The 23,526-nt window shown below is 31.9% G+C and carries 23 protein-coding genes; 12 read left to right on the top strand and 11 right to left on the bottom strand.

The window, feature by feature from the left end; all coding sequences use genetic code 11:
* The first annotated feature begins 52 nt into the window (after positions 1–52).
* A complete protein-coding gene (locus tag ACY2IJ_RS04090) occupies positions 53–328 on the top strand; it encodes an HTH domain-containing protein (protein WP_476725888.1) in 276 nt (91 codons plus the stop codon).
* On the top strand, positions 325–3,459 hold the full coding sequence (locus ACY2IJ_RS04085) for a type I restriction endonuclease subunit R (RefSeq protein ID WP_476725887.1): 3,135 nt from the start codon (positions 325–327) through the stop codon (positions 3,457–3,459). The genes ACY2IJ_RS04090 and ACY2IJ_RS04085 overlap by 4 nt, the downstream gene beginning before the upstream one ends.
* 799 nt (positions 3,460–4,258) lie before the next feature.
* Here ACY2IJ_RS04085 and ACY2IJ_RS04080 read toward each other — a convergent pair.
* The gene (locus tag ACY2IJ_RS04080; RefSeq protein WP_476725886.1) at positions 4,259–4,510 is read right to left on the bottom strand and encodes a hypothetical protein; all 252 of its coding nucleotides are present in this window, start codon (positions 4,508–4,510) and stop codon (positions 4,259–4,261) included.
* A 47-nt stretch (positions 4,511–4,557) separates the two neighbouring features.
* Between ACY2IJ_RS04080 and ACY2IJ_RS04075 the strand changes: the two genes are divergently transcribed.
* Complete coding sequence (locus ACY2IJ_RS04075) at positions 4,558–4,989, top strand: DUF6943 family protein (protein ID WP_476725885.1); 432 nt, start codon at positions 4,558–4,560, stop codon at positions 4,987–4,989.
* 261 nt (positions 4,990–5,250) lie between these two features.
* On the opposite strand, the gene ACY2IJ_RS04070 is transcribed toward ACY2IJ_RS04075, so the two are convergent.
* The 3 genes from ACY2IJ_RS04070 to ACY2IJ_RS04060 are packed head-to-tail and all read right to left on the bottom strand — an operon-like array spanning position 5,251 to position 6,405.
* Positions 5,251–5,460 carry a hypothetical protein gene (locus tag ACY2IJ_RS04070; RefSeq protein ID WP_476725884.1) on the bottom strand — a complete coding sequence of 70 codons (210 nt, stop codon included), beginning with the start codon at positions 5,458–5,460 and terminating at the stop codon, positions 5,251–5,253.
* A gap of 5 nt (positions 5,461–5,465) precedes the next feature.
* Positions 5,466–5,861 carry a DUF5675 family protein gene (locus ACY2IJ_RS04065; RefSeq protein WP_476725883.1) on the bottom strand — a complete coding sequence of 132 codons (396 nt, stop codon included), beginning with the start codon at positions 5,859–5,861 and terminating at the stop codon, positions 5,466–5,468.
* A gap of 4 nt (positions 5,862–5,865) precedes the next feature.
* Positions 5,866–6,405, bottom strand: a complete 540-nt coding sequence (locus ACY2IJ_RS04060; RefSeq protein ID WP_476725304.1) for a hypothetical protein — start codon at positions 6,403–6,405, stop codon at positions 5,866–5,868.
* A gap of 189 nt (positions 6,406–6,594) precedes the next feature.
* Here ACY2IJ_RS04060 and ACY2IJ_RS04055 point away from each other — a divergent pair, with 189 nt between their 5' ends.
* The gene (locus ACY2IJ_RS04055; RefSeq protein ID WP_010136054.1) at positions 6,595–6,798 is read left to right on the top strand and encodes a hypothetical protein; all 204 of its coding nucleotides are present in this window, start codon (positions 6,595–6,597) and stop codon (positions 6,796–6,798) included.
* Between the two features lie 348 nt (positions 6,799–7,146).
* Positions 7,147–9,561 carry an ATP-binding response regulator gene (locus ACY2IJ_RS04050; RefSeq protein WP_476725882.1) on the top strand — a complete coding sequence of 805 codons (2,415 nt, stop codon included), beginning with the start codon at positions 7,147–7,149 and terminating at the stop codon, positions 9,559–9,561.
* Here the strand turns inward: ACY2IJ_RS04050 and ACY2IJ_RS04045 are convergent.
* The 4 genes from ACY2IJ_RS04045 to ACY2IJ_RS04030 all read right to left on the bottom strand — a co-directional run bounded on the left by ACY2IJ_RS04045 (position 9,554) and on the right by ACY2IJ_RS04030 (position 12,050).
* Positions 9,554–10,891, bottom strand: a complete 1,338-nt coding sequence (locus ACY2IJ_RS04045; protein ID WP_476725881.1) for a sigma-54-dependent transcriptional regulator — start codon at positions 10,889–10,891, stop codon at positions 9,554–9,556. The genes ACY2IJ_RS04050 and ACY2IJ_RS04045 overlap by 8 nt on opposite strands.
* Before the next feature lie 134 nt (positions 10,892–11,025).
* Positions 11,026–11,334 carry a hypothetical protein gene (locus tag ACY2IJ_RS04040; protein WP_476725880.1) on the bottom strand — a complete coding sequence of 103 codons (309 nt, stop codon included), beginning with the start codon at positions 11,332–11,334 and terminating at the stop codon, positions 11,026–11,028.
* Between the two features lie 49 nt (positions 11,335–11,383).
* On the bottom strand, positions 11,384–11,692 hold the full coding sequence (locus tag ACY2IJ_RS04035) for a hypothetical protein (protein ID WP_476725879.1): 309 nt from the start codon (positions 11,690–11,692) through the stop codon (positions 11,384–11,386).
* A gap of 49 nt (positions 11,693–11,741) precedes the next feature.
* Positions 11,742–12,050 carry a hypothetical protein gene (locus ACY2IJ_RS04030; RefSeq protein WP_476725878.1) on the bottom strand — a complete coding sequence of 103 codons (309 nt, stop codon included), beginning with the start codon at positions 12,048–12,050 and terminating at the stop codon, positions 11,742–11,744.
* 337 nt (positions 12,051–12,387) lie between these two features.
* Between ACY2IJ_RS04030 and ccoS the strand changes: the two genes are divergently transcribed.
* The 6 genes from ccoS (at position 12,388) to ACY2IJ_RS04000 (ending at position 18,527) form a co-directional block, all read left to right on the top strand.
* A complete protein-coding gene (gene ccoS, locus ACY2IJ_RS04025) occupies positions 12,388–12,546 on the top strand; it encodes a cbb3-type cytochrome oxidase assembly protein CcoS (RefSeq protein WP_476725877.1) in 159 nt (52 codons plus the stop codon).
* A gap of 34 nt (positions 12,547–12,580) precedes the next feature.
* Positions 12,581–14,752 (top strand): cytochrome-c oxidase, cbb3-type subunit I, encoded by a 2,172-nt coding sequence (ccoN, locus tag ACY2IJ_RS04020; protein ID WP_476725876.1) that lies wholly within the window; start codon positions 12,581–12,583, stop codon positions 14,750–14,752.
* Positions 14,753–14,931: 179 nt separating this feature from the next.
* Entirely contained in the window at positions 14,932–15,792 is an 861-nt protein-coding gene (locus tag ACY2IJ_RS04015; protein ID WP_476725875.1) for a cbb3-type cytochrome c oxidase N-terminal domain-containing protein, read from the top strand.
* An 11-nt stretch (positions 15,793–15,803) separates the two neighbouring features.
* On the top strand, positions 15,804–17,228 hold the full coding sequence (gene ccoG / locus ACY2IJ_RS04010; RefSeq protein ID WP_476725874.1) for a cytochrome c oxidase accessory protein CcoG: 1,425 nt from the start codon (positions 15,804–15,806) through the stop codon (positions 17,226–17,228).
* A gap of 27 nt (positions 17,229–17,255) precedes the next feature.
* Complete coding sequence (locus ACY2IJ_RS04005) at positions 17,256–17,708, top strand: FixH family protein (protein ID WP_476725873.1); 453 nt, start codon at positions 17,256–17,258, stop codon at positions 17,706–17,708.
* A 117-nt stretch (positions 17,709–17,825) separates the two neighbouring features.
* Positions 17,826–18,527: a sulfite exporter TauE/SafE family protein gene (locus ACY2IJ_RS04000; protein WP_476725872.1), complete on the top strand. Its 702-nt coding sequence runs from the start codon at positions 17,826–17,828 to the stop codon at positions 18,525–18,527.
* Between the two features lie 153 nt (positions 18,528–18,680).
* On the opposite strand, the gene hemN is transcribed toward ACY2IJ_RS04000, so the two are convergent.
* The 3 genes from hemN to ACY2IJ_RS03985 form a co-directional block, all read right to left on the bottom strand.
* Positions 18,681–20,042, bottom strand: a complete 1,362-nt coding sequence (gene hemN, locus ACY2IJ_RS03995) for an oxygen-independent coproporphyrinogen III oxidase (RefSeq protein WP_476725871.1) — start codon at positions 20,040–20,042, stop codon at positions 18,681–18,683.
* A 6-nt stretch (positions 20,043–20,048) separates the two neighbouring features.
* The gene (locus ACY2IJ_RS03990; RefSeq protein ID WP_476725870.1) at positions 20,049–21,824 is read right to left on the bottom strand and encodes a hypothetical protein; all 1,776 of its coding nucleotides are present in this window, start codon (positions 21,822–21,824) and stop codon (positions 20,049–20,051) included.
* Positions 21,825–21,968: 144 nt separating this feature from the next.
* Entirely contained in the window at positions 21,969–22,739 is a 771-nt protein-coding gene (locus tag ACY2IJ_RS03985) for a hypothetical protein (RefSeq protein ID WP_476725869.1), read from the bottom strand.
* A gap of 251 nt (positions 22,740–22,990) precedes the next feature.
* Between ACY2IJ_RS03985 and ACY2IJ_RS03980 the strand changes: the two genes are divergently transcribed.
* Entirely contained in the window at positions 22,991–23,524 is a 534-nt protein-coding gene (locus ACY2IJ_RS03980) for a YkgJ family cysteine cluster protein (protein WP_476726535.1), read from the top strand.
* The last annotated feature ends 2 nt before the right edge of the window (positions 23,525–23,526 follow it).

The following is a 23,526-nucleotide window of genomic DNA, read 5'->3' as shown; positions in this document are numbered from 1 at the left end:
AGTTGAACCTAATCAATATGTCAATTACTTAAATGAGAAAGCGATAGAGATATTGAAAATATTTAATGAAAAATTCCATATAACTTCAGAAAAGCTTCAGGAAAGCTTCGGGAAAGCTTCGGAAAAAGAACAACCGAAAACTATACGAGCCTTAATGTTGATTTTTGTAGCACCAGAGATAAAAGCTGATGAAATGGGAACAATATTAGATGTTTCTGAAAGAACTATACAAACTTATCTTAAAAAATTAAAAGACAAAAACTTGATTGGAAGAGTAGGAGGGAGAAAAGAAGGCTATTGGGAAATTAAAAGACAGAATATCAAATGAAATTTACGGAAGAAAAATTAGAACAAGCATTTATTCAGCTGTTACAAGAGCAAGACATTCCTCATGTATCGGGTAAAAGTATACAACGCAAAACAAATCAAGTATTGTTACTAGAAGATATACGTGCCTACTTGCGTTCTCAATACAAATCGGCAAATATTACAGCCTCTGAAATCGAACAAATCATTCGTAAATTAGAAAGTTTTCCTGCTTCAGATTTGTACGATAGTAACAAGGCTTTTATGAAGTTACTGAGTAATGGTTTTGATTTTAAACGTGAAGACCCTAATGAAAAGGATCTTTGGATTTACTTAATTGATTATAGCAAAAAGAACAACAACAATTATAAAATAGTAAACCAATTAGAAATAGAGATATACCATTTACGAATTCCAGATGGGATATTGTATATAAATGGTTTGCCATTGGTGGTATTCGAATTCAAATCTGCCATTCGTGAAAATGCAACAATACACGAAGCCTATTTACAACTAACAAATCGTTACCAAAGAGACATTCCTAATTTGTTTATTTACAATGCATTTTGTGTGATTAGTGATGGTGTAAACAACAAAGCTGGTTCATTCTTTTCTTCATATGATTTCTTTTATGCTTGGAGAAAAATAACAGGAAAAGAAACATCTGTGGAGGGAATCAATTCCATGTATTCATTAATTCAAGGAATGTTTAACCATACTCGTTTACGTGATATCCTTCGTAATTTTATATACATTCCAGATACCTCTAAACGTAATGATAAAATTCTATGTAGATATCCTCAATATTATGCAGCTAAAAAATTAGTAACCAATATAAAATTACACCAACGTCCAAACGGAGATGGTAAAGGAGGTACTTATTTTGGGGCAACAGGTTGTGGTAAAAGTTACACCATGTTATTTTTAGCTCGTTTGCTAATGAAAAGTGTAGATTTTTCGAGTCCTACAATCGTAGTAATTACAGACCGTACTGATTTAGACGAACAATTATCTAAAACTTTTACCAATGCCAAAGAGTTTATTGGGGATAACACAGTAGTAAGTGTAGAAAGTAGAAATCATTTAAGAGAGTTGTTACAAGGTAGAAATTCTGGAGGAGTATTTCTAACCACCATTCATAAGTTTAATGAGGATATTCAATTATTAACCCAAAGAACCAATGTAATTTGTATTTCTGATGAAGCACATCGTAGTCAAATCAACTTAGACCAAAAAGTTGTAATCACCGACAAAGGAGTTAAAAAAACGTTTGGTTTCGCTAAATATTTACATGACTCTTTACCCAATGCAACTTTTGTCGGTTTTACAGGTACACCAGTAGATGCTACTTTAGATGTGTTTGGTGAAATCACAGATTCTTATACAATGGCAGAGTCTGTGAAAGATAAAATCACTAAAAAAATTGTATACGAAGGGAGAGCGGCCAAAGTATTGTTAGATAACGATAAACTAAAAGAGATTGAAGCTTACTATGCTCAATGTGCAGAAGAAGGTTCTAATGAGCATCAAATTGAGGAAAGTAAAAAAGCAGTGACTCAAATGAATGCAATCATCGGAGATCCAGATCGTATCAAAGCAGTGGCTTTGGATTTTATAAATCATTATGAGCAACGAGTAAATGAAGGAGCTACCGTAAAAGGAAAAGCAATGTTTGTTTGTAGTGCTCGTCCCATTGCTTTTGAATTATACAAAGAAATAATAGCCTTACGTCCAGACTGGGCAGATATAAAAGCTTGTGATGAAGGATCCGAATTAACGGAAAAAGAACAGAAAGAAATCTTACCTATAGAACGTATAAAATTGGTAATGACCAGGGGAAAAGATGATGAGCTAGAAATGTACAATTTATTAGGAACCAAAGAAGATAGAAAAAAATTAGATATTCAATTTAAAAATGAAAAATCCAATTTTAAAATAGCCATAGTTGTAGACATGTGGTTAACAGGTTTTGATGTTCCTTTTTTAGATACAATTTACATAGACAAACCAATACAACAACACAATTTAATTCAAACCATTTCAAGAGTAAATAGAAATTTTCCAGGGAAAGACAAAGGATTAGTAGTAGATTATATTGGTATCAAAAGCCAAATGAATAAGGCTTTAGCAAAATATTCTAAGGGGGATGAAACCAATTTTGAAGATATTAAAAAGTCAATAACTACAGTAAAAGATCAATTAGACTTACTAAATAGAATTTTCCATAGATTCGATAAATCAAAATACTTTAGCGGGAATCCTGTAGAACAATTAGATTGTTTAAGTAATGGTGCTGAATTTGTACAATTAACCAAAGATTTGGAAAATCGTTTTATGAATTTAGTAAAACGACTAAAAGCAGCTTATGATATTTGTTGTGGTACAGAAGAAATAACTGCAGAGGAACGTGATACCATTCATTTCTATTTAGCCATTCGTTCAATAGTATTCAAATTAACAAAGGGAGAAGCTCCAGATACAGCTCAAATGAATGCAAGGGTCAAAGAAATGATCAAAGAAGCCATTCAGAGCGAAGGGGTAGAGGAGATTTATAAGTTAGGGGATGATAAAGAAACACAAATAGATATTTTTGATGAGGATTATTTAGCAAAAATTCAGCGTATCAAATTACCGAATACAAAAATTAAGTTACTACAACAATTGTTAGCCAAAGCAATTGATGAATTTAAAAAAGTGAACAAAGCTAAAGGGGTAGATTTTTCTAAAAAAATGAGAACCTTAGTTGAAAATTACAATGAACGTAAAGCAGATGTACTTCAAAGTCAAGTTTTAGAAGATTTTACAGATGAAATTATAGACTTATATCATGAATTAAAAAAAGAAAAAGAATCTTCAGGTGCTATGGGAATTGATTTTGAAGAAAAAGCCTTTTATGACATTTTGAAAATGATTGCTCATAAATTTGACTTCGACTATCCAGAAGATAAATTAATCATGTTAGCCAAAGAAGTGAAGTTAGTTGTAGATGACAAAGCCAAATACACAGACTGGAACCAACGTGAAGATATCAAAGCCGAATTAAAAATGGATTTGATAAAGTTATTAGCAAAAAACGGATATCCTCCAATTACCAAAGATGAGGTCTTTAAAGAAATATTAGAACAAGCAGAAAACTTTAAAAAATATAATTAAATTTAATAAATACAGGTAAAGCGGTGTTCCTCCTTCAATCGTCAGCAAACAACCCCGCCAAAGTAAATAGCACTTTTTTTAAGCTTTTCTATTCATCATAAAGTTTAAAAAAAGAGCTATTTTACATTTCATGTGCCCGGCCTGTCCTGAGCCTGTCGAAGGGCACTTTGTCACGGTTGTTGCGTTCCTCAATCAGTCCTCACTGCAATTCCTTTGTCTGTTTTTGTCACTTCACTTCATTCACACTCATGGCTTCGGTTCATTTCGTTCAGCCACAACACAGCCAACCATTGCCATAATTTTAGCTCGCCTTGCAGGTCGCTACGGGCTGCGGGTTTTTGATTGTGTTGCCTCCGCCTTTTTGCCAACCACATCATCCAACACACAGGCTCTAGCAATTAAATCGGCACCCTTGTGTATTGTTCCGTTTCTCTCTAGGTTTTTGTTTGAAAAAATTACAAAAACCTGCCGTTCAACTCCACACATAGCTGCAAACCACATTCGTTACCTCATGCACTTTTTGCACCACCCGTTGCTCCACTCGCAAGGCGGCTCGCTAGCGCTTGGCCTGTGTCCGCAAACCGTTCCACTATTTGCACACTCAGCCCACCGTTTGGCTCAAGGCTGTTTTACCATATTTCAGTCCATCGATACATACCATTGGAAAGAATCTTCAAGTTTGTCGTCATAAGAAAGTTTACAATTCCAATTCCCCATGTGCTTTAGGTCGGTATAAAGTTTTGATGATTGTTGAGGTATTAAGTTCTACCCACCTCAGCACCGCACAGCAAGAGGTTTTTCATTCCACTACATTACAAACCACTTGCTTTAAGCCTTTGAAAAGAAAGATATTATTTAAATAAAAAAGGTTGCAAATTTCGTTGCTTCCTTTCATCCAACACTCAATGCTATCAAGTTCAAGCCCTCCGGGTTTTGATAAAAACTTTGATAAGTATTTCAAAAAACTATGCATTCTTTCTCCAAACTTTTTTCCAAAAAGCTTGACAGCATCTGCCACAGCAACAATCCTTAGAGCATCTTTTTTCTCCAAAAAAATATTGTGGCGGAACGCAGTGAAGCAACTTTAATTGGATAGCTATGTACTGTTTTGAAATCAAGACCCACCGTGTAGGGATGACCTACGACAAACCTCACTTTTTCATTTTAAACAAAGGATTGTCCAGTGGCAAGCCACTGGACAATCCTTGTCCGAACTGCTTTGTGGTAACCACCAGATCAGAAGAAGACAAAAACACATTATTTCATTTATCAATGATGCTTCAAATAGGAGGTTTTTATGCCTATTATTTAAAAGGTAGTGTTATTCCATTCATTAGCATAAATGATTGCTCTAAAACATTAAAAGAAGGAATGATTTTAAATGTTGAGGTTTACAAACACATCAAAATCATTCAAGCAATTAACCAGGAGCAAGAAAGATTATCTCAAGCATTGGAAAAAATTAAATTATTAAAAAAGGCTTTTATACAAGCCTGTTTTAAAGAAAGTAAAAACAAAATCAGTGCATAAAAAAAACTCCTGATCAAAAGACCAGGAGTTTATAAAATGAAGCAAAGTATCAAGTCTTTTTACTTTCTACCTTTTACCAACTACTGAAAATCACTTCAAAAAAATCTTACGTAACAGGAGCGATACAAAGAAACTGACCACCGCACCAATAATAGCCATGATAATAGTAAAGTAAACATCATGTAGTTTGATATTCGCTAGGGTAGTAAACAATGTACCTCCAAACACCGTTGATTTTAATTGAAGATTTCCCATAGCTTTTTACTTTTTGTCTGAAACCACAACTTGACTGACCGCAGTGGCCACCGTTCCGGCTACTGCTACATATCCGGCAATACTAATCACGGCAGCAGGTAACGCAATTGGAGAGGCCAAGATGGCCCCACTTGCAGCTGCAAGAGCCAAACCAATGTTTCTAAGTTTTTTAAAAAAGGATGGTGTTGGATGTTTTAATCGTTCTTGAATTTTCATAAGTTCTAAGATTTTATAATTAATTGTACAGTTTCCTTTCTATCAAAAGCTTGATAACATTTGGAAACCAATTTGTTTAATAAACTTCTGGAAGAGGTACCTTTTCCAATGCCTGATAAACAAGTTACAGGAGCGATACAGCCTCTTAATTCTTTCAAAGCATCATTGGCAGGATGAATTAAAATAAGTGTCCTGTTTTTAACATTTTCCAAAATCAAATGATGTCCGAGTTTTTGAGAATACCGAGCTTTCAAAATGTAAGTTCCTTCTGGAATGCAAGAAACATTTCTACGATTTTCTAACCAGGGCAACTCGATACAGAAGCCAAAAAAAGAATCGTGAATAAAGAGAGCACCGTTGGTACCCTCTTTAAAGTAAGTTCTATACAAATGGATATCCATATCCTTACACTTTATCAGCTATCTTAATAGCCAAAGCATTGTAAGAACCATTTTTTAATGAATACATTTCACCATTCACTTCTTGATAGAATTCAACACCCAACACCTGAACAATAGGAAGTACAGAGTTTGCAGGAGCTGAAGCAGTCAAGTCAATAATGGCAGTATCATTACCATCGTATGGTAAAATAGCTGTTTCATCATTGTCAAAAACAAAAGTTTCATTCTCAAAATCCAATTCTGCCACACCAGTCACAATTTTAAAGTGAGTCGTTCCAGAAGGACCTGCAATGTGAGTTGTTGGTTTAAAAGCAGGAATGTTAACGGTTGCTTCTCCTGTAGCTCTATCCAAAGCATTGGTAAAAGCTGCAAACATAGTAGCTCCTAATTTTCCATTGATGTTGAACTCAAAGTTAGTTAACAATCCAAAAGTTCCATCTTGAATGGTTCTTTCCCCACGAGCATGCGTAGTATCTGTTTTAACCACTTTTAAAACAGTGGTTGTTAATCTACTAGAAACACGTTTGTCTTTAGCATTTTGCAAAAGAGTTCCTTTTAATTTAATAATACCTGTTTGTTTTGCTATAATACTATGATTTTAAAGTTTATAACAAAAGAATTAGTATCTTATATAGAAATCAAAATAAGGGTGTTATATAGGCCGTTAAAAGCCTTTCTTTCCGAAATAGTGTATATTTACCCCTAGGATAAAGTATAGTTAAAGTATTAAATCATGAAAATTACCAGAGCATGTATTTATCCAAAAGATGTTCAGTGTATAACTGGAAGAAGTGAACGTTATGGTAGGAGGCTATTAAAAGAGATTAGAGAACATTTTGATAAGCAACCACACCAATTTATTACCTCTGAAGAATTCGCTGAATACAGTGGAATAAGTATCGAAATCATTAATAATTATTTGAAGCAAGTATCATAAAATTTGATGTGTTTTGTATTGATTTAAAGATAGTTAATTTGTAAATTTGTAGAAAGAACGATAGTTAAATAATACTAAAATTATTTAAACTTTAGGTTCACAAATCGGTTCACAAAAATAATTTATAAGTGTTAATAGCACTGTTTATAAGGCATAGCGAAAATGGTTCGAGTCCCGTCCAGACCGAAAAGCCTCTCTAATATATTAGAGAGGTTTTTTTATTGAATAAAATAATACTTTTTAGAGTTTGTAGAATAACAAAGTTTGTGAATTTAAAATTGTAATAAACAGTTTTATTTGCATAAAATAAGTGCTTATATTTATCGTTTATAAGTCTATAATTTCTATATGCAATCTCCCAAACATAGAATTACATTTAAAGTAGTAACAGGTTATATTATTCTTGGAATTTTAGCAACCATTGCAGGTGCTTTAGTAATATCTGAAATTAAAACTTTTACAGCAATACAAAAACAAGATATTTCCGATAGAACTAAAATTGTTAAAGTAGGGAGTTTAATTGCAAGTATTTATGAAAACGAGAGTTTATCTAGGGCAGCTCTTCAGTTTAACTCTACCAAAAAACTAAAACAATATGCCAAAGAAAACGAGCAATTACTGTTAAGAATAGATTCTTTAAATATTATTGTTGATAATGATTTTCAGAAAACAATTTTAGATAGTATTAAGCTAATTATAGATCATAAGTTAAAAAACATAGTTGGTTTAAATAGATTAAAGCAAAATGACAATTCAGATGCATCTATACACACAGCATTAAAAAAGCTAAGCTCTATAGATTCCCTTTTAGGAAAAATGTTTATTGCCGATTTTTCTAAAGAAACCAAGCCGTTAAGTAAAAAAACACCTTCTGAAATAGAAGAATATGTAAAGGTGCTAAATGGATTAAATCCTAAAAATGCCGATAGTAATATGACTCAGAATCAAATAGATTCTTTGTTAACCATTTCTAAAACCAAATTAAAAGAAGCACAAAAAGAAATAGAATACCAACGAAAAACTTTAGAAAGAAAAGAACGTGAGTTGGTAGAAAATGATGTGTTGATTTCTAGAAAACTACGTGAGTTGTTAAATATTTTAGAAAGAGACATTATTCAACACACACAAACCATTAACATTCAAAGAGAAAAATCGCTAGAAAGAAGTAAAAAAATAATTCTATATGCAGCAGCAACCAGTTTTGTAATTATTATTATTTTCTCTATTATTTTTTTATACGATTTTTGGAAAGGGCAACGCTATCGAAAAAAGCTTGAAGAAGCCAATGAAATAAGCTCCTCTCTTTTAAGAAGTAGAGAGCAAATAATTTCTATGGTTAGTCACGATTTACGAACTCCTTTAAATACCATTACAGGATATAGTGAGTTGTTACAAAAATCAATAAACAGTGTAAAAGGTTCTAATTATATAGAACATATTCAAAGCGCATCTACTTATATGGAGCAATTGGTTAACGATTTGTTAGAGTTTTCTAATTTAGAAAACAACAATATTTCTATTACATCTGTGCCTTTTGACTTAGAAAATTTATTGAATGAAATTGTAAAACATGCCGAAAGTTTGGTGATAGATAAACCTATAAAATTTGAAGTTCATTCTAGTAAAAAATTAAAGAAAGCAGTCATTTCTGATCCTTTTAGAATCAAACAAATTTTATACAACTTGGTTGTAAACGCTTATAAGTTTACTGATGAAGGAACCATTAGTATTTCCAGTTCTATAGAAAACAAAATACTGCATATTTCTGTTTCAGATACAGGAATAGGAATAGATGAGCAACAGCAACAAAATATTTTTAAAGCGTTTAGGCAAGGAGAAAATTCTAAAACCAACAAACAAAACGGATTTGGTTTAGGATTAACTATTTCTAAAAAATTATCTGAATTGTTGGGAGGAGATTTAACTTTAGAAAGTAAAGTAGGTCAAGGGAGTACGTTTACGCTATCGGTACCTATTACTTTGTCTGATGAAATTCTAAACAAATCCAAAGAAATAAAACCTAAAAAGAGTTTTGATATTACAGTTTTGGTGGTAGAAGATGATGTTTCGATGAGACAATTACTAAAAGATTTGTTGCAGCAATACGGAATAAAATCACATATTTTTGAAAATGCTCAAAAAGCATTAGAAGCTATAGAAAATCTTAACTTTGATTTGGTTTTAACCGATATTCAGTTGCCTAAAATGAACGGAATCCATTTTATGGAGATTCTTAAAAAACAAAGTGTTTATAAGCATCAACCTATTGTAGCTATGACGGGTAGATCTAATTTATCTGTAAAAGATTATTTAGAAAGTGGTTTTTCTCAAGTGTTGATGAAACCTTTTGGAACTGATAAGTTAGAAAAGGTGTTGCAAAAATATTTTAAGGCAAAGCTTATAGATCAAAAAGAACATGTTCTAAAAGAAGAATTGAAAACTCCCAAAGGTTTTAATATTAGTACTTTAAGTGTTTTTTTAAATAACGATGTTATTGCAGTTAAAAACAATTTAACTGTTTTTTTAGAAGACACTAAGCAAAATAAATTGTTATTACTTAAAGCTAAACAAGAAAAAGACGTAGCTGCTGTAAATTATACAAGTCATAAAATGATGAGTATGTTTAAGCAATTGAACGTACAAAGTATACTCCCTTTTTTAGAAATGTTTGAAAACACAGAAATTATAGATGTTCCTTTGTTTAATGCTTTTGAAAAAGAGTTAGATAGTTTTATTCAATTGTTAGAAGACTATCTTAGTTAAGATCATAGAGTTTCATTTTGTTGTACAATGTTTTTCTGGTAATGTTTAAAAGTTTAGCAGCTTGTGTTTTGTTGTTGTCAGCTTCGTGCAATGCACTTACAATTAAATCTTTCTCGTTGTCTTTGGTAGAAAAATTAGTGGGAGCTGTTTTAGGTTTTGGAGCTTGAAACAATTCACTTGGCAACGCATTTTTTTCTATTACATCTGTAGGGCTTAATAAGGTAGCTCTTTTAATTACGTTAGACAATTCACGTAAGTTTCCTGGCCAATTGTAATTCTGAAAAATAGTCAATACTTCTTTAGAAAATCCTATAACAGATTTGTTAAGTTGTTGATTAGCTTTGTTTAAAAAGAAATCTGCATATAGAATTAAATCATCATTTCTGTCTTTTAAGTTTGGTACTTTAATAGAAAACTCATTCAAACGATGGTATAAATCCTCTCTAAAATTTCCTTTTTCAACGGCTTCTAACAAGTTTTCGTTGGTAGCAGTTATAAGTCTAATATCTACTTGTATTTCTGCACTACTTCCTATAGGTTTCACTTTTCGTTCTTGCAAAGCTCTTAACAATTGAATTTGGTTTTCATAAGACAAATTCCCTACTTCGTCTAAAAACAGAGTTCCTCCATTTGCCGATTCAAAATGACCTATTTTGTCGTTAATAGCCCCTGTAAAAGATCCTTTTTTATGACCAAAAAATTCGCTAGATGCAATTTCTTTAGGAATGGCACCACAATCTACAGCCACAAATGGTTGTTCTTTTCTGGAACTATTTAAATGAATGTTTTTAGCAACCACTTCTTTACCAGTTCCACTTTCTCCGGTAATTAAAACAGATATATTAGTAGGTGCTACCAAATGAATGTATTCTGTTAGCGTTTTAGAAGCAGCACTTATTCCGGTTACAAAGTCGGAATTTGTATGAGGTTTAGTTGTTGTTGTTTTAGTAGGTGTGGCTACATCTGGGTTTTTAATTTCTAAGGCATTACTAATTACTTCTAAAACTTCATTAGGGTTAAAAGGTTTAGAAATATAATCAAAAGCTCCTTGTTTCATGGCTTGTACAGCAGAAGACACCTCGGCATAGCTGGTCATTAAAACTACAGGAGTTGGACTATTGCTTTCTTTTAATTGTTTTAACAAAGCAATACCATCTCCATCAGGTAAACGTAAATCTGTAAAAACCAAATCGTATGTTTTCTTTTTTAAAAGTTGTGTAGCGTTTAGAAGAGTGTAACTTACTTCTACTATATACTGATGACGTTCCATAAATTTCTTTAACATGTTAGAAAAAGTAACATCATCTTCTATTAATAGTATCTGTTTCATAAAATAGTGCTTGTAATTACAAAAATATTAAGATATAAGGACTTATACATTTAAAAAACATAAAAAGGACGTTTTTATAAAAACGTCCTTTTTAACATAAAGCAAAGAGGTTGCTTTATAAAATAATGATGTGCTTATTTTACAGCGCTTTCTTCTAGCCAGTTTCCGTCTTTGTCTACGTATACCGTGTTTGTGCTACCGTTGGCAGTAAGCTCTAACTTGTACTGTCCGTTAGCGTTTACATAAGCTTTGCTAATTGTAGCTTGTGTAAAATCTTTTTGAACAGCAGCAGTCACAGGAGCGGGTAATTCTTCTACAGAAACTTCTGTAAATCCATCGTTCATAATAATGTTGATAGATGTTTGTGGAGTAACGTTGTTAGTCATTGCAAATGTTGACATTCCACTTGCTAAAATTGCGATTGATAAGATGAACTTTTTCATGATGTAAATGATTTTATAATGATTAAATAATTGTTGTTGTTAAAAGTGCTTATTTTACAGCGCTTTCTTCTAGCCAGTTTCCGTCTTTGTCTACGTATACCGTGTTTGTGCTACCGTTGGCAGTAAGCTCTAACTTGTACTGTCCGTTAGCGTTTACATAAGCTTTGCTAATTGTAGCTTGTGCAAAATCTTTTTGAACAGCAGCAGTCACAGGAGCAGGTAATTCTTCTACAGAAACTTCTGTAAATCCATCGTTCATAATAATGTTGATAGATGTTTGTGGAGTAACGTTGTTAGTCATTGCAAATGTTGACATTCCACTTGCTAAAATTGCGATTGATAAGATGAACTTTTTCATGATGTAAATGATTTTATAATGATTAAATAATTGTTGTTGTTAAAAGTGCTTATTTTACAGCGCTTTCTTCTAGCCAGTTTCCGTCTTTGTCTACGTATACCGTGTTTGTGCTACCGTTGGCAGTAAGCTCTAACTTGTACTGTCCGTTAGCGTTTACATAAGCTTTGCTAATTGTAGCTTGTGCAAAATCTTTTTGAACAGCAGCAGTCACAGGAGCAGGTAATTCTTCTACAGAAACTTCTGTAAATCCATTGTTCATAATAATGTTGATGGATGTTTGTGGAGTAATGTTGTTAGTCATTGCAAATGTTGACATTCCACTTGCTAAAATTGCGATTGATAAGATGAACTTTTTCATAAATTATATTTTAAAGTGTTATTAATTATTTACGATTAGTATAAAGAAAGAAATGTGCCATGGCGGTGTGTATACATCTACTTTGTGATTAAAGTCTTTGTTTATCAGTTGTTTATTCTTTTTGAGCAGTTTTTTGGGGAAAATAAAAACGTGTAAAAAGAGAGAGTGTTCAGGAACAAGTGTGTAAAAATTACACGGATACACCTATAAATGAACCCATTGTAACTTTATAATAAAATTGAGTATGTATTGCTTAATAGGTATAAAACCCAAACTATGACAATAATCATTTTTTAGGATTCATCATCCCAATACTTTTGCTTTAAACTTGAGTATTATGGGAGTCATATACATTTTAATTGTGGTTAGTCTTTTTGTAGCGATTATTTTTTTAGCAGTTTTTTTCTTAGCTGTAAAAAATGGTCAGTTTGAAGACAATGAAACACCTGCAATAAGAATGTTGTTTAATGATGTTGTTGCCCATAAAAAAAAGTAAGATTCTAAAGAAACAATAATTGAATAACTATTTTATGGAAAAAGAACAATTTTATTATGACAACAAAGTTGTAAAGAAATTTATGTATGCAACTATGTTCTGGGGGTTAATAGGAATGACTGTAGGACTTCTACTGGCTTTCTTATTTATTTTTCCAGAACTTACAAAAGGGGTCTCTTGGTTGAGTTTTGGTAGGTTAAGACCCTTACACACCAATGCTGTAATTTTTGCATTTGTAGGAAATGCCATGTTTGCCGGGGTGTATTATTCTTTGCAAAGATTGTTAAAAGCTAGAATGTATAGCGATTTGTTAAGTAAAATTAACTTTTGGGGGTGGCAAGCTATTATTGTTGCAGCAGCAATTACATTACCATTAGGACTTACCACAAGTAAAGAATATGCAGAACTAGAGTGGCCTATAGATATTGCTATTGCATTAATTTGGGTTGTTTTTGGTATAAACATGATTGGTACCATTCTTAAAAGAAGAGAACGTCATTTATATGTAGCTATTTGGTTTTATTTAGGAACTTTTGTAACAGTAGCTGTTTTACACATTTTTAATAGTTTGGAATTGCCAATTTCATTAACTAAAAGTTACTCTGTTTATGCAGGTGTACAAGATGCATTGGTACAATGGTGGTATGGACACAATGCTGTGGCTTTTTTCTTAACCACACCTTTTTTAGGGTTAATGTATTACTTTGTGCCTAAAGCAGCTAACAGACCTGTATATTCTTATAGGTTGTCTATTGTTCACTTTTGGTCTTTGATCTTTATTTACATTTGGGCAGGACCTCACCACTTATTGTATACTTCTTTACCAGATTGGGCTCAAAATTTAGGAGTAGCTTTCTCGGTAATGTTAATAGCACCCTCTTGGGGAGGTATGATTAATGGTTTGTTAACCTTAAGAGGTGCCTGGGATAAAGTTAGAACAGAACCTGTTTTAAAGTTTATGGTAGTAGCTATTACAGGTTACGGTATGGCAACGTTTGAAGGTCCAATGTTATCTTTAAAAAGCATTAATGCCATAGCACACTTTTCAGACTGGATTATAGCACACGTGCATGTGGGGGCTTTGGCTTGGAATGGTTTTTTAACATTCGGAATGATTTATTGGTTGGTTCCTGTATTGTTTAAAACAAAATTATATTCTTATAAAATGGCTAATATCCATTTTTGGTTAGGAACATTAGGAATTATAATTTATGCTTTTCCAATGTATATAGCAGGTTTTGTACAAGCTTCTATGTGGAAACAGTTCAACCCAGACGGGACACTTGTTTATGGGAATTTTTTAGAAACCGTAACACAAATTATTCCAATGTATTGGATGAGAGCAATAGGAGGGTCTATGTATATTGTTGGAGCTATTGTAATGTTATTTAACATGGTTGCTACAATTAAAAAAGGTTCTGAGGTAGAAGATGATTATACAGAAGCAGCTCCTTTACAAAGAGTAAAAAAAGGAAGATTGTTAGGAGAAACTTGGCATCAAAAATTAGAAAGAAAACCAGTACAATTAACCATTTTTGCTACCATTGCTATTTTAATTGGTGGAGTTGTACAAATAGTTCCTACACTAATGGTAGAGTCTAACATACCAACCATTAGCAGTGTAAAACCTTATACTCCTTTAGAATTAGAAGGTAGAGATTTATACATAAGAGAAGGTTGTGTAGGATGTCATTCACAAATGGTAAGACCTTTTAGATCTGAAGTTGAACGTTACGGAGAGTATTCTAAAGCAGGAGAGTTTGTTTACGATCATCCGTTTTTATGGGGATCTAAAAGAACAGGTCCAGATTTACATAGGGTAGGAATGAAATATTCTGATAGCTGGCACTTCAATCATATGTTAGATCCACAAAGTACATCACCAGGTTCTATTATGCCACCTTACCCTTGGTTGTTAAAAAATACTTTAGATAAAAGTAGTACAGAAAAGAAAATGAAAGCTATGGTTACTTTGGGAGTTCCATATACAGAGTATGAAATAGCTAGTGCTCAAAAAAGTATGGATGCTCAAGCTGATTTGATTGCTAAAAACTTAACACAAGATCCATCTTTTGTAGAAAGCTATAACATGGCCAAAGAAGATGCTAAAAAAACAGGAAAAGAGTTTGTACCTATTCAAGAAAGAGAAATTGTTGCTTTAATTGCGTATTTACAAAGATTAGGAACCGATATAAAAACCAAATAAGATGTTAAAATTTATCAAAAACCATATGGTAACTATCGATGGGATAGAGGTATATCCAATCATTTCATTGTCTATATTTTTTGTATTCTTTTCCCTTTTGTTTTTATGGGTGTTTAAGGCTCAAAAAGAATATTTAAAAAAAGTTAGCAACCTACCATTTGAATCATAAAGACAGAACTATGAATAAAAATAAACAAATAATAGGCTTTGTAATTTTAAGCTTAATCGTATTACTAGGCATAGAAATAATGTTTCCATCAGGACATGGATATTCTTCTTTGTTAGCCTTAAAAATAACCTTGTATCTGCTTTTTGTAGGAGTGTTGTTTAGTGTAAAGTATGTGGTTGAGAGAATGAATAATTTGTATTTATCATTGTCATCAGAACAAGAGAAAAAAACGTTTTTTGAACAAAAAGAAACCAAAAAGAAAAACTGGACAAGTTGGAAAGGAATTCTTAAAAACCTATCAGATGCCAAATCTATAGAAGAAGAAAGTGATATTATTTTAGATCATGACTTTGATGGTATTAGAGAATTAGACAATAATTTACCACCATGGTGGTTGTATGGTTTTTACATAACTATTGTATTTGCTTTCGGATACTTGGTGTATTATCATGTATTAGATGGGGCTACTCAAAAAGATGAATATTTGGCAGAAGTAGCTTTGGCTAAAAAACAAATAGCCGCTTATGAGACAACACAAGAAAAAGTAGATTTATCGGCCTTGGTGACTAGTGGAGCAGGAAATGAAGAAGGAAAAAAACTGTTTAAAAAGAACTGTGCAGTGTGCCACGCTGTAGATGGTGGTGGTAAAATAGGCCCCAATTTAACCGATGCATATTGGATTTTAGGAGGGGGAATAGAAAACGTATACAATACCATAGCAGAAGGAGGAAGACCAGGAAAAGGAATGATTGCTTGGAAGAATAGTTTTAGTCCACAAAAATTACAGCAGTTAGCAGCTTATGTGGTTAGCTTACAAGGAACGACACCAAAAGAACCAAAGGCTCCACAAGGAGATGTATATAAAGAATAGTTGTTTTAAGTATGGGAGTAGATAACAAAGAGGTTTTTAGAGATTCCATTTCTACAATAGATGAGCAAGGAAAACGTTCATGGATTTATCCGAAAAAGCCAAAGGGGAAGTTCTATAATTATAGAACTTGGCTTAGTGTATTTCTATTGGCTATTTTGTTATCGGCTCCCTTTATAAAAATTAAAGGAAATCAACTGTTTCTTTTTAATGTTATAGAAAGAAAGTTTCACATTTTTGGGTTTCCTTTTTGGCCACAAGATTTTTATCTTTTGGTAATTTCTATGTTAGTAGGAGTTGTTTTTATTATTTTATTTACTGTAATCTATGGTAGGGTGTTTTGTGGATGGATTTGTCCGCAAACTATTTTTTTAGAAATGGTATTCCGTAAAATAGATTATTGGATTGAAGGTGATAAAGGAGCTCAGAAAAGATTGGCCAAACAAGCTTGGAATACAGAAAAAATAAAAAAGAGAGCAGCCAAACATAGTTTGTATTTGCTTATTTCTTTTGTAATATCTAATGTGTTTTTAGCATACGTTATTGGTAGCGATGCTTTGTTAAAAATAATAAAAGAACCCATATCTAATCACGTAGGTGGTTTTGTGAGTATTTGGATTTTTACAGGAGTATTCTATTTTATATTTTCTTGGTTTAGGGAACAAGTTTGTATAATTGCTTGTCCATACGGAAGGTTACAAGGAGTATTGCTAGATAATAAATCTATTATTGTGGCTTATGATTATATTAGAGGAGAAGGAAAAAAAGGAAGAGCTAAATTTAGAAAAAACGAGAATAGAACAGAAGTTGGTAAAGGAGATTGTATAGATTGCGACCAATGTGTAGAGGTTTGTCCTACGGGAATAGATATTAGGAATGGAACACAATTGGAGTGTGTAAACTGTACAGCATGTATGGATGCTTGTGATTTTATGATGTTGAAAACCAATCAGCCTAAAGGTTTAATTCGTTACGCATCAGAAGAAAATATAGCCAAAAACAAACCTTTTGAGTTTACCATTAGAATAAAAGCTTATACAGCAATATTAAGTGTTTTAATTATTGTATTAATAAGTCTTTTAACTGTTAGAAGTTCTGTACAAGCAAACTTTTTTAGGGTTCCTGGAGAATTGTATCAGGTAAAAGATAAAGGAACTATTAGCAATGTATATACTTATAAATTGGTAAATAAACTAAATGAAAATGTAGACTCATTATCGTTTAAATTATTGTCTCATAGCCAAGGAACGGTTAAGTTGGTAGGAACAGATCATTTGCTTTTAAATGCGCAAGCTATTTTTGAAGGAACTGTTTTTGTAGAAATTCCACAAACTGATTTAGAAGATAGTAATGAAGTAATTGAAATAGGGGTGTATAAAAATAATGAGGAAATTACAACGGTAAAAACTCAATTTTTAAGCCCAAAAAAAGGTTGGTAAGTAAGTTAAACTTAAAAAAAATAAAGAATGAAAATTAATTGGGGAACAAGTGTGGTGTTAGCCTTTGTGGCTTTTATAAGCTTTATTTTGTTTTTTGTTGTAAAAACATTTACGCAACCAGCATATGAATATGACTTGGTTTCAGAAGCTTATTATCAGGAAGAATTAGATTTTCAAAAAACAATAGACAATTCTAAAAACACAGCAGGGTTAAAAGAAAATGTACAGTTTACCAAGCTACAAGAAGAATTTATAATTACCATTCCTAATAAACATAGGGAGGTAATTAATGCAACCATTCAGTTTTACAGACCATCTAACGAAAAGTTAGATTTTAGTAAAACAATTAACTCTAAAGAAAATCATATTGTTTTTACATCTAAAGAACTGGTCAAAGGAAGATGGAATGTAATGGTTACTTGGTCTTATGCAACAAATCCTTTAGAAGAGTTTTATCAAAAAGAATCTATTTATTATTAATCAATTTTTATTGGCTAATGCTACCTAGCATTACACAAAAGGTTTTAATCTTAATTGATTTTAGCAATGAATTTTTGTATTGATAAAAAATAGTAAATAAAAGTTAAGAACTTAAATATGTTTATATCTGCTTTTGTATTTGGTTTGTTAAGTAGTTTGCACTGCGTAGGTATGTGCGGACCAATTGCTTTTGCTTTGCCAGTGCATAAAGGAAGTGCAACTCAAAAGTGGCAAAAAATAATAGCTTATCACATAGGTAGATTAACAACCTATGCTATTATAGGAGCTGTTTTTGGTTTGTTTGGTAGAGCATTTGTGTTGGCAGGTTTACAGCAATTATTATCTATTATAGCAGGGATTGTGTTAATAGTAATAGCATTGTTTCAGAAAAGGATTTTAAATTTTTTGGAACAAAAAACTTCATCTAAAGTTGTTGGATTGATACGTGAAGGGTATCAAAAAATAGCAAAATCTAGTAGTGTGGTTAACTTTTTTAGTTTAGGAGCTTTAAATGGTTTGTTGCCATGTGGAACGGTATATATTGCTTTAATTGGAGCTGTTGCTACTCAAAACATTGGGGCGGGAAGTTTGTATATGCTTGTGTTTGGACTGGGAACTGTTCCGTTAATGATGATTTTAATGGGAGCAAAAATAGTAAGTACCACCAGGTTTAAAACTGTTTTTAGAAAAGCAGTTCCTGTCATGTTATTTATTGTAGGAGGTCTGTTTGTATTGAGAGGGATGGGATTGGGAATTGCATTTGTATCTCCATCAGATTTAAGTTTACACATCCATTTGGTTCCTATAGAATGTCACTAAACGTATTTTTAGAGCATCGTTATTTTTTGTTTTTATCATAATCTTTATAAGAACTTATAAGTGTGATCGTTTTTGTGAAATAGATAAAAAGAAGTCGTCTAGTTTGTTTTAACTTGGCGACTGCTTTTTTTTAATGCGATAAACTGGTGTGTTTTACACGGTTTTAGAAAATTGCATTGGTTGTGTGTTTGCGTTTAAGTACTGATCTATGGCCATACAAATATTTCTAATAAAGGGTTTTCCTTTTTGGGTAACTTTAATTTTAGAATTTGCAACTGTAACCAATCCATCTTTTACCAAAGGAAACATTTTTAGAGGTGTTTTTTCTAAGGCTTTGCAGTGCAATGTTTCATCATCCCATTTAGTTTCGTAATGGCACATTAGGTTTAAAATATGTTGTCTAATAATTAAATCTTCATTGGTTAAAATATGGCCTTTGTAAATAGGAAATACATAGTTGTTTACTAAAAATTGATATTCTTCTATGTTTTTTACATTCTGATAAAACCCATTCCAACTGTCTCCTATAGAAGATGCTCCTAAGCCAATCATCACATCGGTTTTAGCGTGAGTATAGCCCATAAAGTTACGATGCAAGGTTTTGTTTTCTAAAGCTTGGTATAAGGAATCGGTTTTTAAAGAAAAATGATCCATTCCTATATTTTGATATCCAAATTTTAACAAGCTAGATTTACCTTCTTCATACATTAATAATTTTTCTTTTCCATCGGGTAAATTTTCTTCAGAGTAACCTCTTTGTCCATTTCCTTTTAACCATGGAACGTGTGCATAACTGTAGAAAGCAATTCTGTCAGGAGCCAATTCTATGGTTTTTTGAATGGTGTGTTCTACATGTGCTATTGTTTGAAAAGGCAATCCGTAAATAATATCATGACCTACAGAGGTGTAACCAATTTTTCTGGCCAATTCCGTAGCCTCTTTTACCTTGTTAAACGGTTGTATTCTATGAATTGCTTTTTGAACAGTTGGATTGTAGTCTTGTACCCCAAAAGAAACTCTTCTAAAACCTAAATCAAATAAAGTTTGTAAATGTTCTTTGGTTGTGTTGTTTGGATGTCCTTCAAAACTAAACTCATAATCATTAGCTAGGTGAGAAGTGTTGATGATACAAGTTAATAGATAATTTAAATTTTCGGGACTAAAAAAGGTAGGAGTTCCTCCTCCTATATGAATTTGTTTGATGATTGGTTTTTCATCAAACAAGTTTAAATATAGTGACCATTCTTTTAGAACTGCTTTTATGTATGGAGATTCTACTTCGTGTTTTTTAGTAATTCTTTTGTTACATCCACAAAAAGTACACATGCTTTCACAAAACGGAAGATGTATGTAAATACTAATTCCTTCGGTTTTGTTTGTATTGTTGTAAGTTTCTATTAATTTATCTTTCCAAGTAGTTAGTCTAAAATCTGTCACATTCCAATGAGGTACCGTTGGGTAGCTAGTATATCTAGGACCAGGTATATTGTATTTGTTAATTAAATTAAGATCCATAGTGTTTTATTTTTGTTGTAATTGTAATTTTAATAACAATACTTGTTCGTATTTAAGACTTAAATCTTTAGTAATAGAAGGGTTTTTAATAATAAAATTCTTCCATTTTTTAGCAAAAAGACTTTGGTAATAGGTAATTCCTTCTAGTAAATTGTTAGAAAAATTAATGAACGTTTTGTGCTGTTGTGGGCTTAATTGTTCTTTAATTTCTGCAGCTAAATAATCTATGTACATGGTTAATTCTTTTATAAACATGTGCGGTCTAGGCTTGTTTCTTAAAACGTTTTTTTTGCCATAAATATGTTCAAGCATTTGAGTTAAACTTAATTTTTTATCAAAATAAGCCATGTTTGGACCTGGGCAAACAGAAACTCCGTTACCTTCTGTTTTGGTGTTTATGTTGTATTTTAATAGCGCAGAGGTTCCTAACCCTACACAAATGCAAGATTTTTCTGTTACCTTATTTATTTCTTTTGTAAGTTGAGTATTGTTTAATTGTGAATTTTCTTTAAGTTGATTGATTTTTAAAAATTGATATTCTCTTGAAGCAATGCACAATCCTTCTTTTTTAAACTCTGTGTTTAATGCTACATGTCTTTTAGGACAAGCGCTACCAGGTCTGTTTTTTTGAATGTTTTCTAGTTTTTTTAAATCTTTAGTGTTGCCTTTTAAATTGTTAAAACGAACTCCTAAGGGAGAAATGTTGCTTAAGTACAAGTCTTTTTCATTGGCATTTGCCAATTGTTCTAACGTATTGTTATCTACAGTTGTGGCTTGTGGTACAAGTAAAAAAGGAGATCCCCAACCCACTGAATTTAAATGGTAGTTTTTTAATAAAAATTCATGCTCTTCAGAAGTTCCAACACCGCCTTGAGCAGAAATTTTAAGCAGAGGTTTTTTAAACGGAATTGGTTTCTTTTTGCTTTTTAATGCACTAGAAAATAATTCATAGGTAGTATTGTAAAGTTCTTCTTTGTTTTTGTGAAACTCTTCTAACACAGGACCTATTAAAAGACCGTTAGTTGCAAAGGCATGTCCTCCGCAGTTTAAACCAGATTCTATTCTGTACTCAGAAACCCACAATCCTTTTTTGGCTAAATATTTTCCTTGAATAATGGCAGAACGATAATCGCTTACTTTTAATACAATTTTTTTAGAGATAACACCTTTTTTATTAGGATAAAAATCATCAAAAGTTTCTAAGTAATTATACAATCTAGGATTCATTCCGGCAGAAAATATTACGGATGATGTAAGATTAGATTTTGCAAAACCTCTAAGGGCTGCATGAGCATCGTTAAATTCTGTAGGTAAAACATTGTGATTGTAGTAGTTTGTTTTGTCTACTTTGGTCATAATATTTACATCAATAGCTCCTTTTACCAAATTGTTTTGTACCAATGTTTTTATTTCAAAATCGTTGGTGCTGTTTTCTAATCGTTGTTTTAGTTTAGAATTTGGAGGTAACAGTTCTATGTAATTTTGTAAAGCTTTAGAACCTAATGTAATAGCGTTTTTTAAGTGGGCTATTTTTTTTTCAACAATATCGTTTACCAAGTTTAAATACGCAGTAATTCGCAAAGCTCTATAATCAATAGTTCTGTTGCTTATTTCTACATATTTTATATTATTTTTTTCTGAATGGTATTTTCTAAGTTTTTCTAATAAAATATCATCTACTAAAGAAATAACAGAGTCTATTCCGTATGCTGCAACTTTTATAGGAGAGTCTGCGGTGTAACCTATTCCCATAACTGGAATGTGAAATGTGTGTTTTCCCATTTGTTTTTTTGTAAGATGTTATAAGACAAATGTAGAAGCAATGCTTCTATGGAAAAATGATAATTGTCACTTGAAGAATAGGACAATAAAAAAAGCTGTTAAAAATGAATTTAACAGCTTTTTAAATTTGTAAGAGTTGGTGTATTACATAATTACTTTTACAGTGTCTTGTAAGTTTCCTTTAGATATTTTAACAAGGTAAACTCCATTAGCCAATCCTTCTGTACCTACTTGTTGTCCTGTAATAGAATATACAGCATCTAAATTTGCTCCATTTACAGTAATAGAACCGTTACTTGCATTTACAGAAGCTTCTTGAATAGACCCAGAAGTACTAATACTTAAAGTAGCTCCAGTATTTTGTTGAATATCATCTATATAATAAACATCTCCATCATAAGTTCCGGTCGCATTAATTTTAAAATCTATTCTACTTAAATATCCTGGTTCAGCTCCTGCTACAGTTGTTCCATCAGATTTTAATACAGCATCGGCAAAGTTAAATTCAACTTCATACCAAGTGTTTAAAGACAATCCTGTAAATGTTTGAGCAGTTGTTTCGTGTAAAGCTCCAGAAAACCAAGGTTCTAATTGTATAGTAACATCAGTTTCGTTTACTGTTAAAAATTTAAATTTATAAAAGGTACCATTTGTAGCACCATAGGTTCCACCAGGATTACTAACAGCTAACCATCTCCAAGATGCAGCAGTATCTGTTAATGTAATTTTAAAAGAAGTAGCACTAGTGTTAATACCCGAAGTATTTGGGTTTGTAGCATTTTCAGCAGTAGCTTGTGGAGTACCTCCTCCTCTAACAATTGGGGTTAGTGTTGTGCTCTCAAAATCTTGAGTATACTGTCCGTAAGTTAAGGTTGATAATGTAAGAAATCCTCCTAAAAGTAATTTTTTAATCATAATTAAAGTTTTTAAATAATTAGTAGTGCTACAAAACTAGCTAGTTTCTCTACCTTTAAGGGTGATAAATAAAGAAACTAAGGGAACAAATCGTTATAAAAGAATGATAGCGATAGAAAACAAATTCTATGTGTTGTTTGGTTAGTAAGTGTTGTAAAACAAATGAACAAATTATTACAATAAAAAGATTATTTAGGAATAACTATAATTTGTCTTTTTCAAAAACGTATTTTTGCAACATGAGTGATAAGATGCAAGCCATAATAAACGAGTTACCAGCTAAACTTTTTAAAGACAGAAAAGAAAACATTTCTTATTTTAAAAGATTAAAAAAAAGAGCTCCTAAAAACATTGATTATATTGTACAAGACTTACATGATAAAGAATTTGAAAAAACAGATTGTTTAACATGTGCTAATTGTTGTAAAACAACAAGTCCTATGTTTTTTCCTAAAGATATAGAAAGAGCCGCTAAGTTTTTAAGGGTTAAAGAGCAAAAGTTTATTCAAACTTATTTGGAAAGAGATGAGGATGATTGCTATGTTTTAAAATCTGCTCCATGTACTTTTTTAGATGAAAATGATAATATGTGCATGATTTATGATGCAAGACCTAAAGCTTGTGCAGAATATCCGCATACAAACAGAAAAAAGTTTCTTCAGTTAACAGATTTAACATTAAAAAACTCAGAAATATGCCCAGCAGCTTATAACATTGTAGAGGCATTAAAAGCAGCAGTTCCTATGAGTAGTAACTCTACTAGCGAAAAATTTAGAAAGTACTAACA

The organism is Wenyingzhuangia gracilariae (assembly GCF_056387575.1).
Note: the sequence above shows the minus strand (reverse complement) of the source record. Positions and strands in the feature narration are given on the sequence as shown.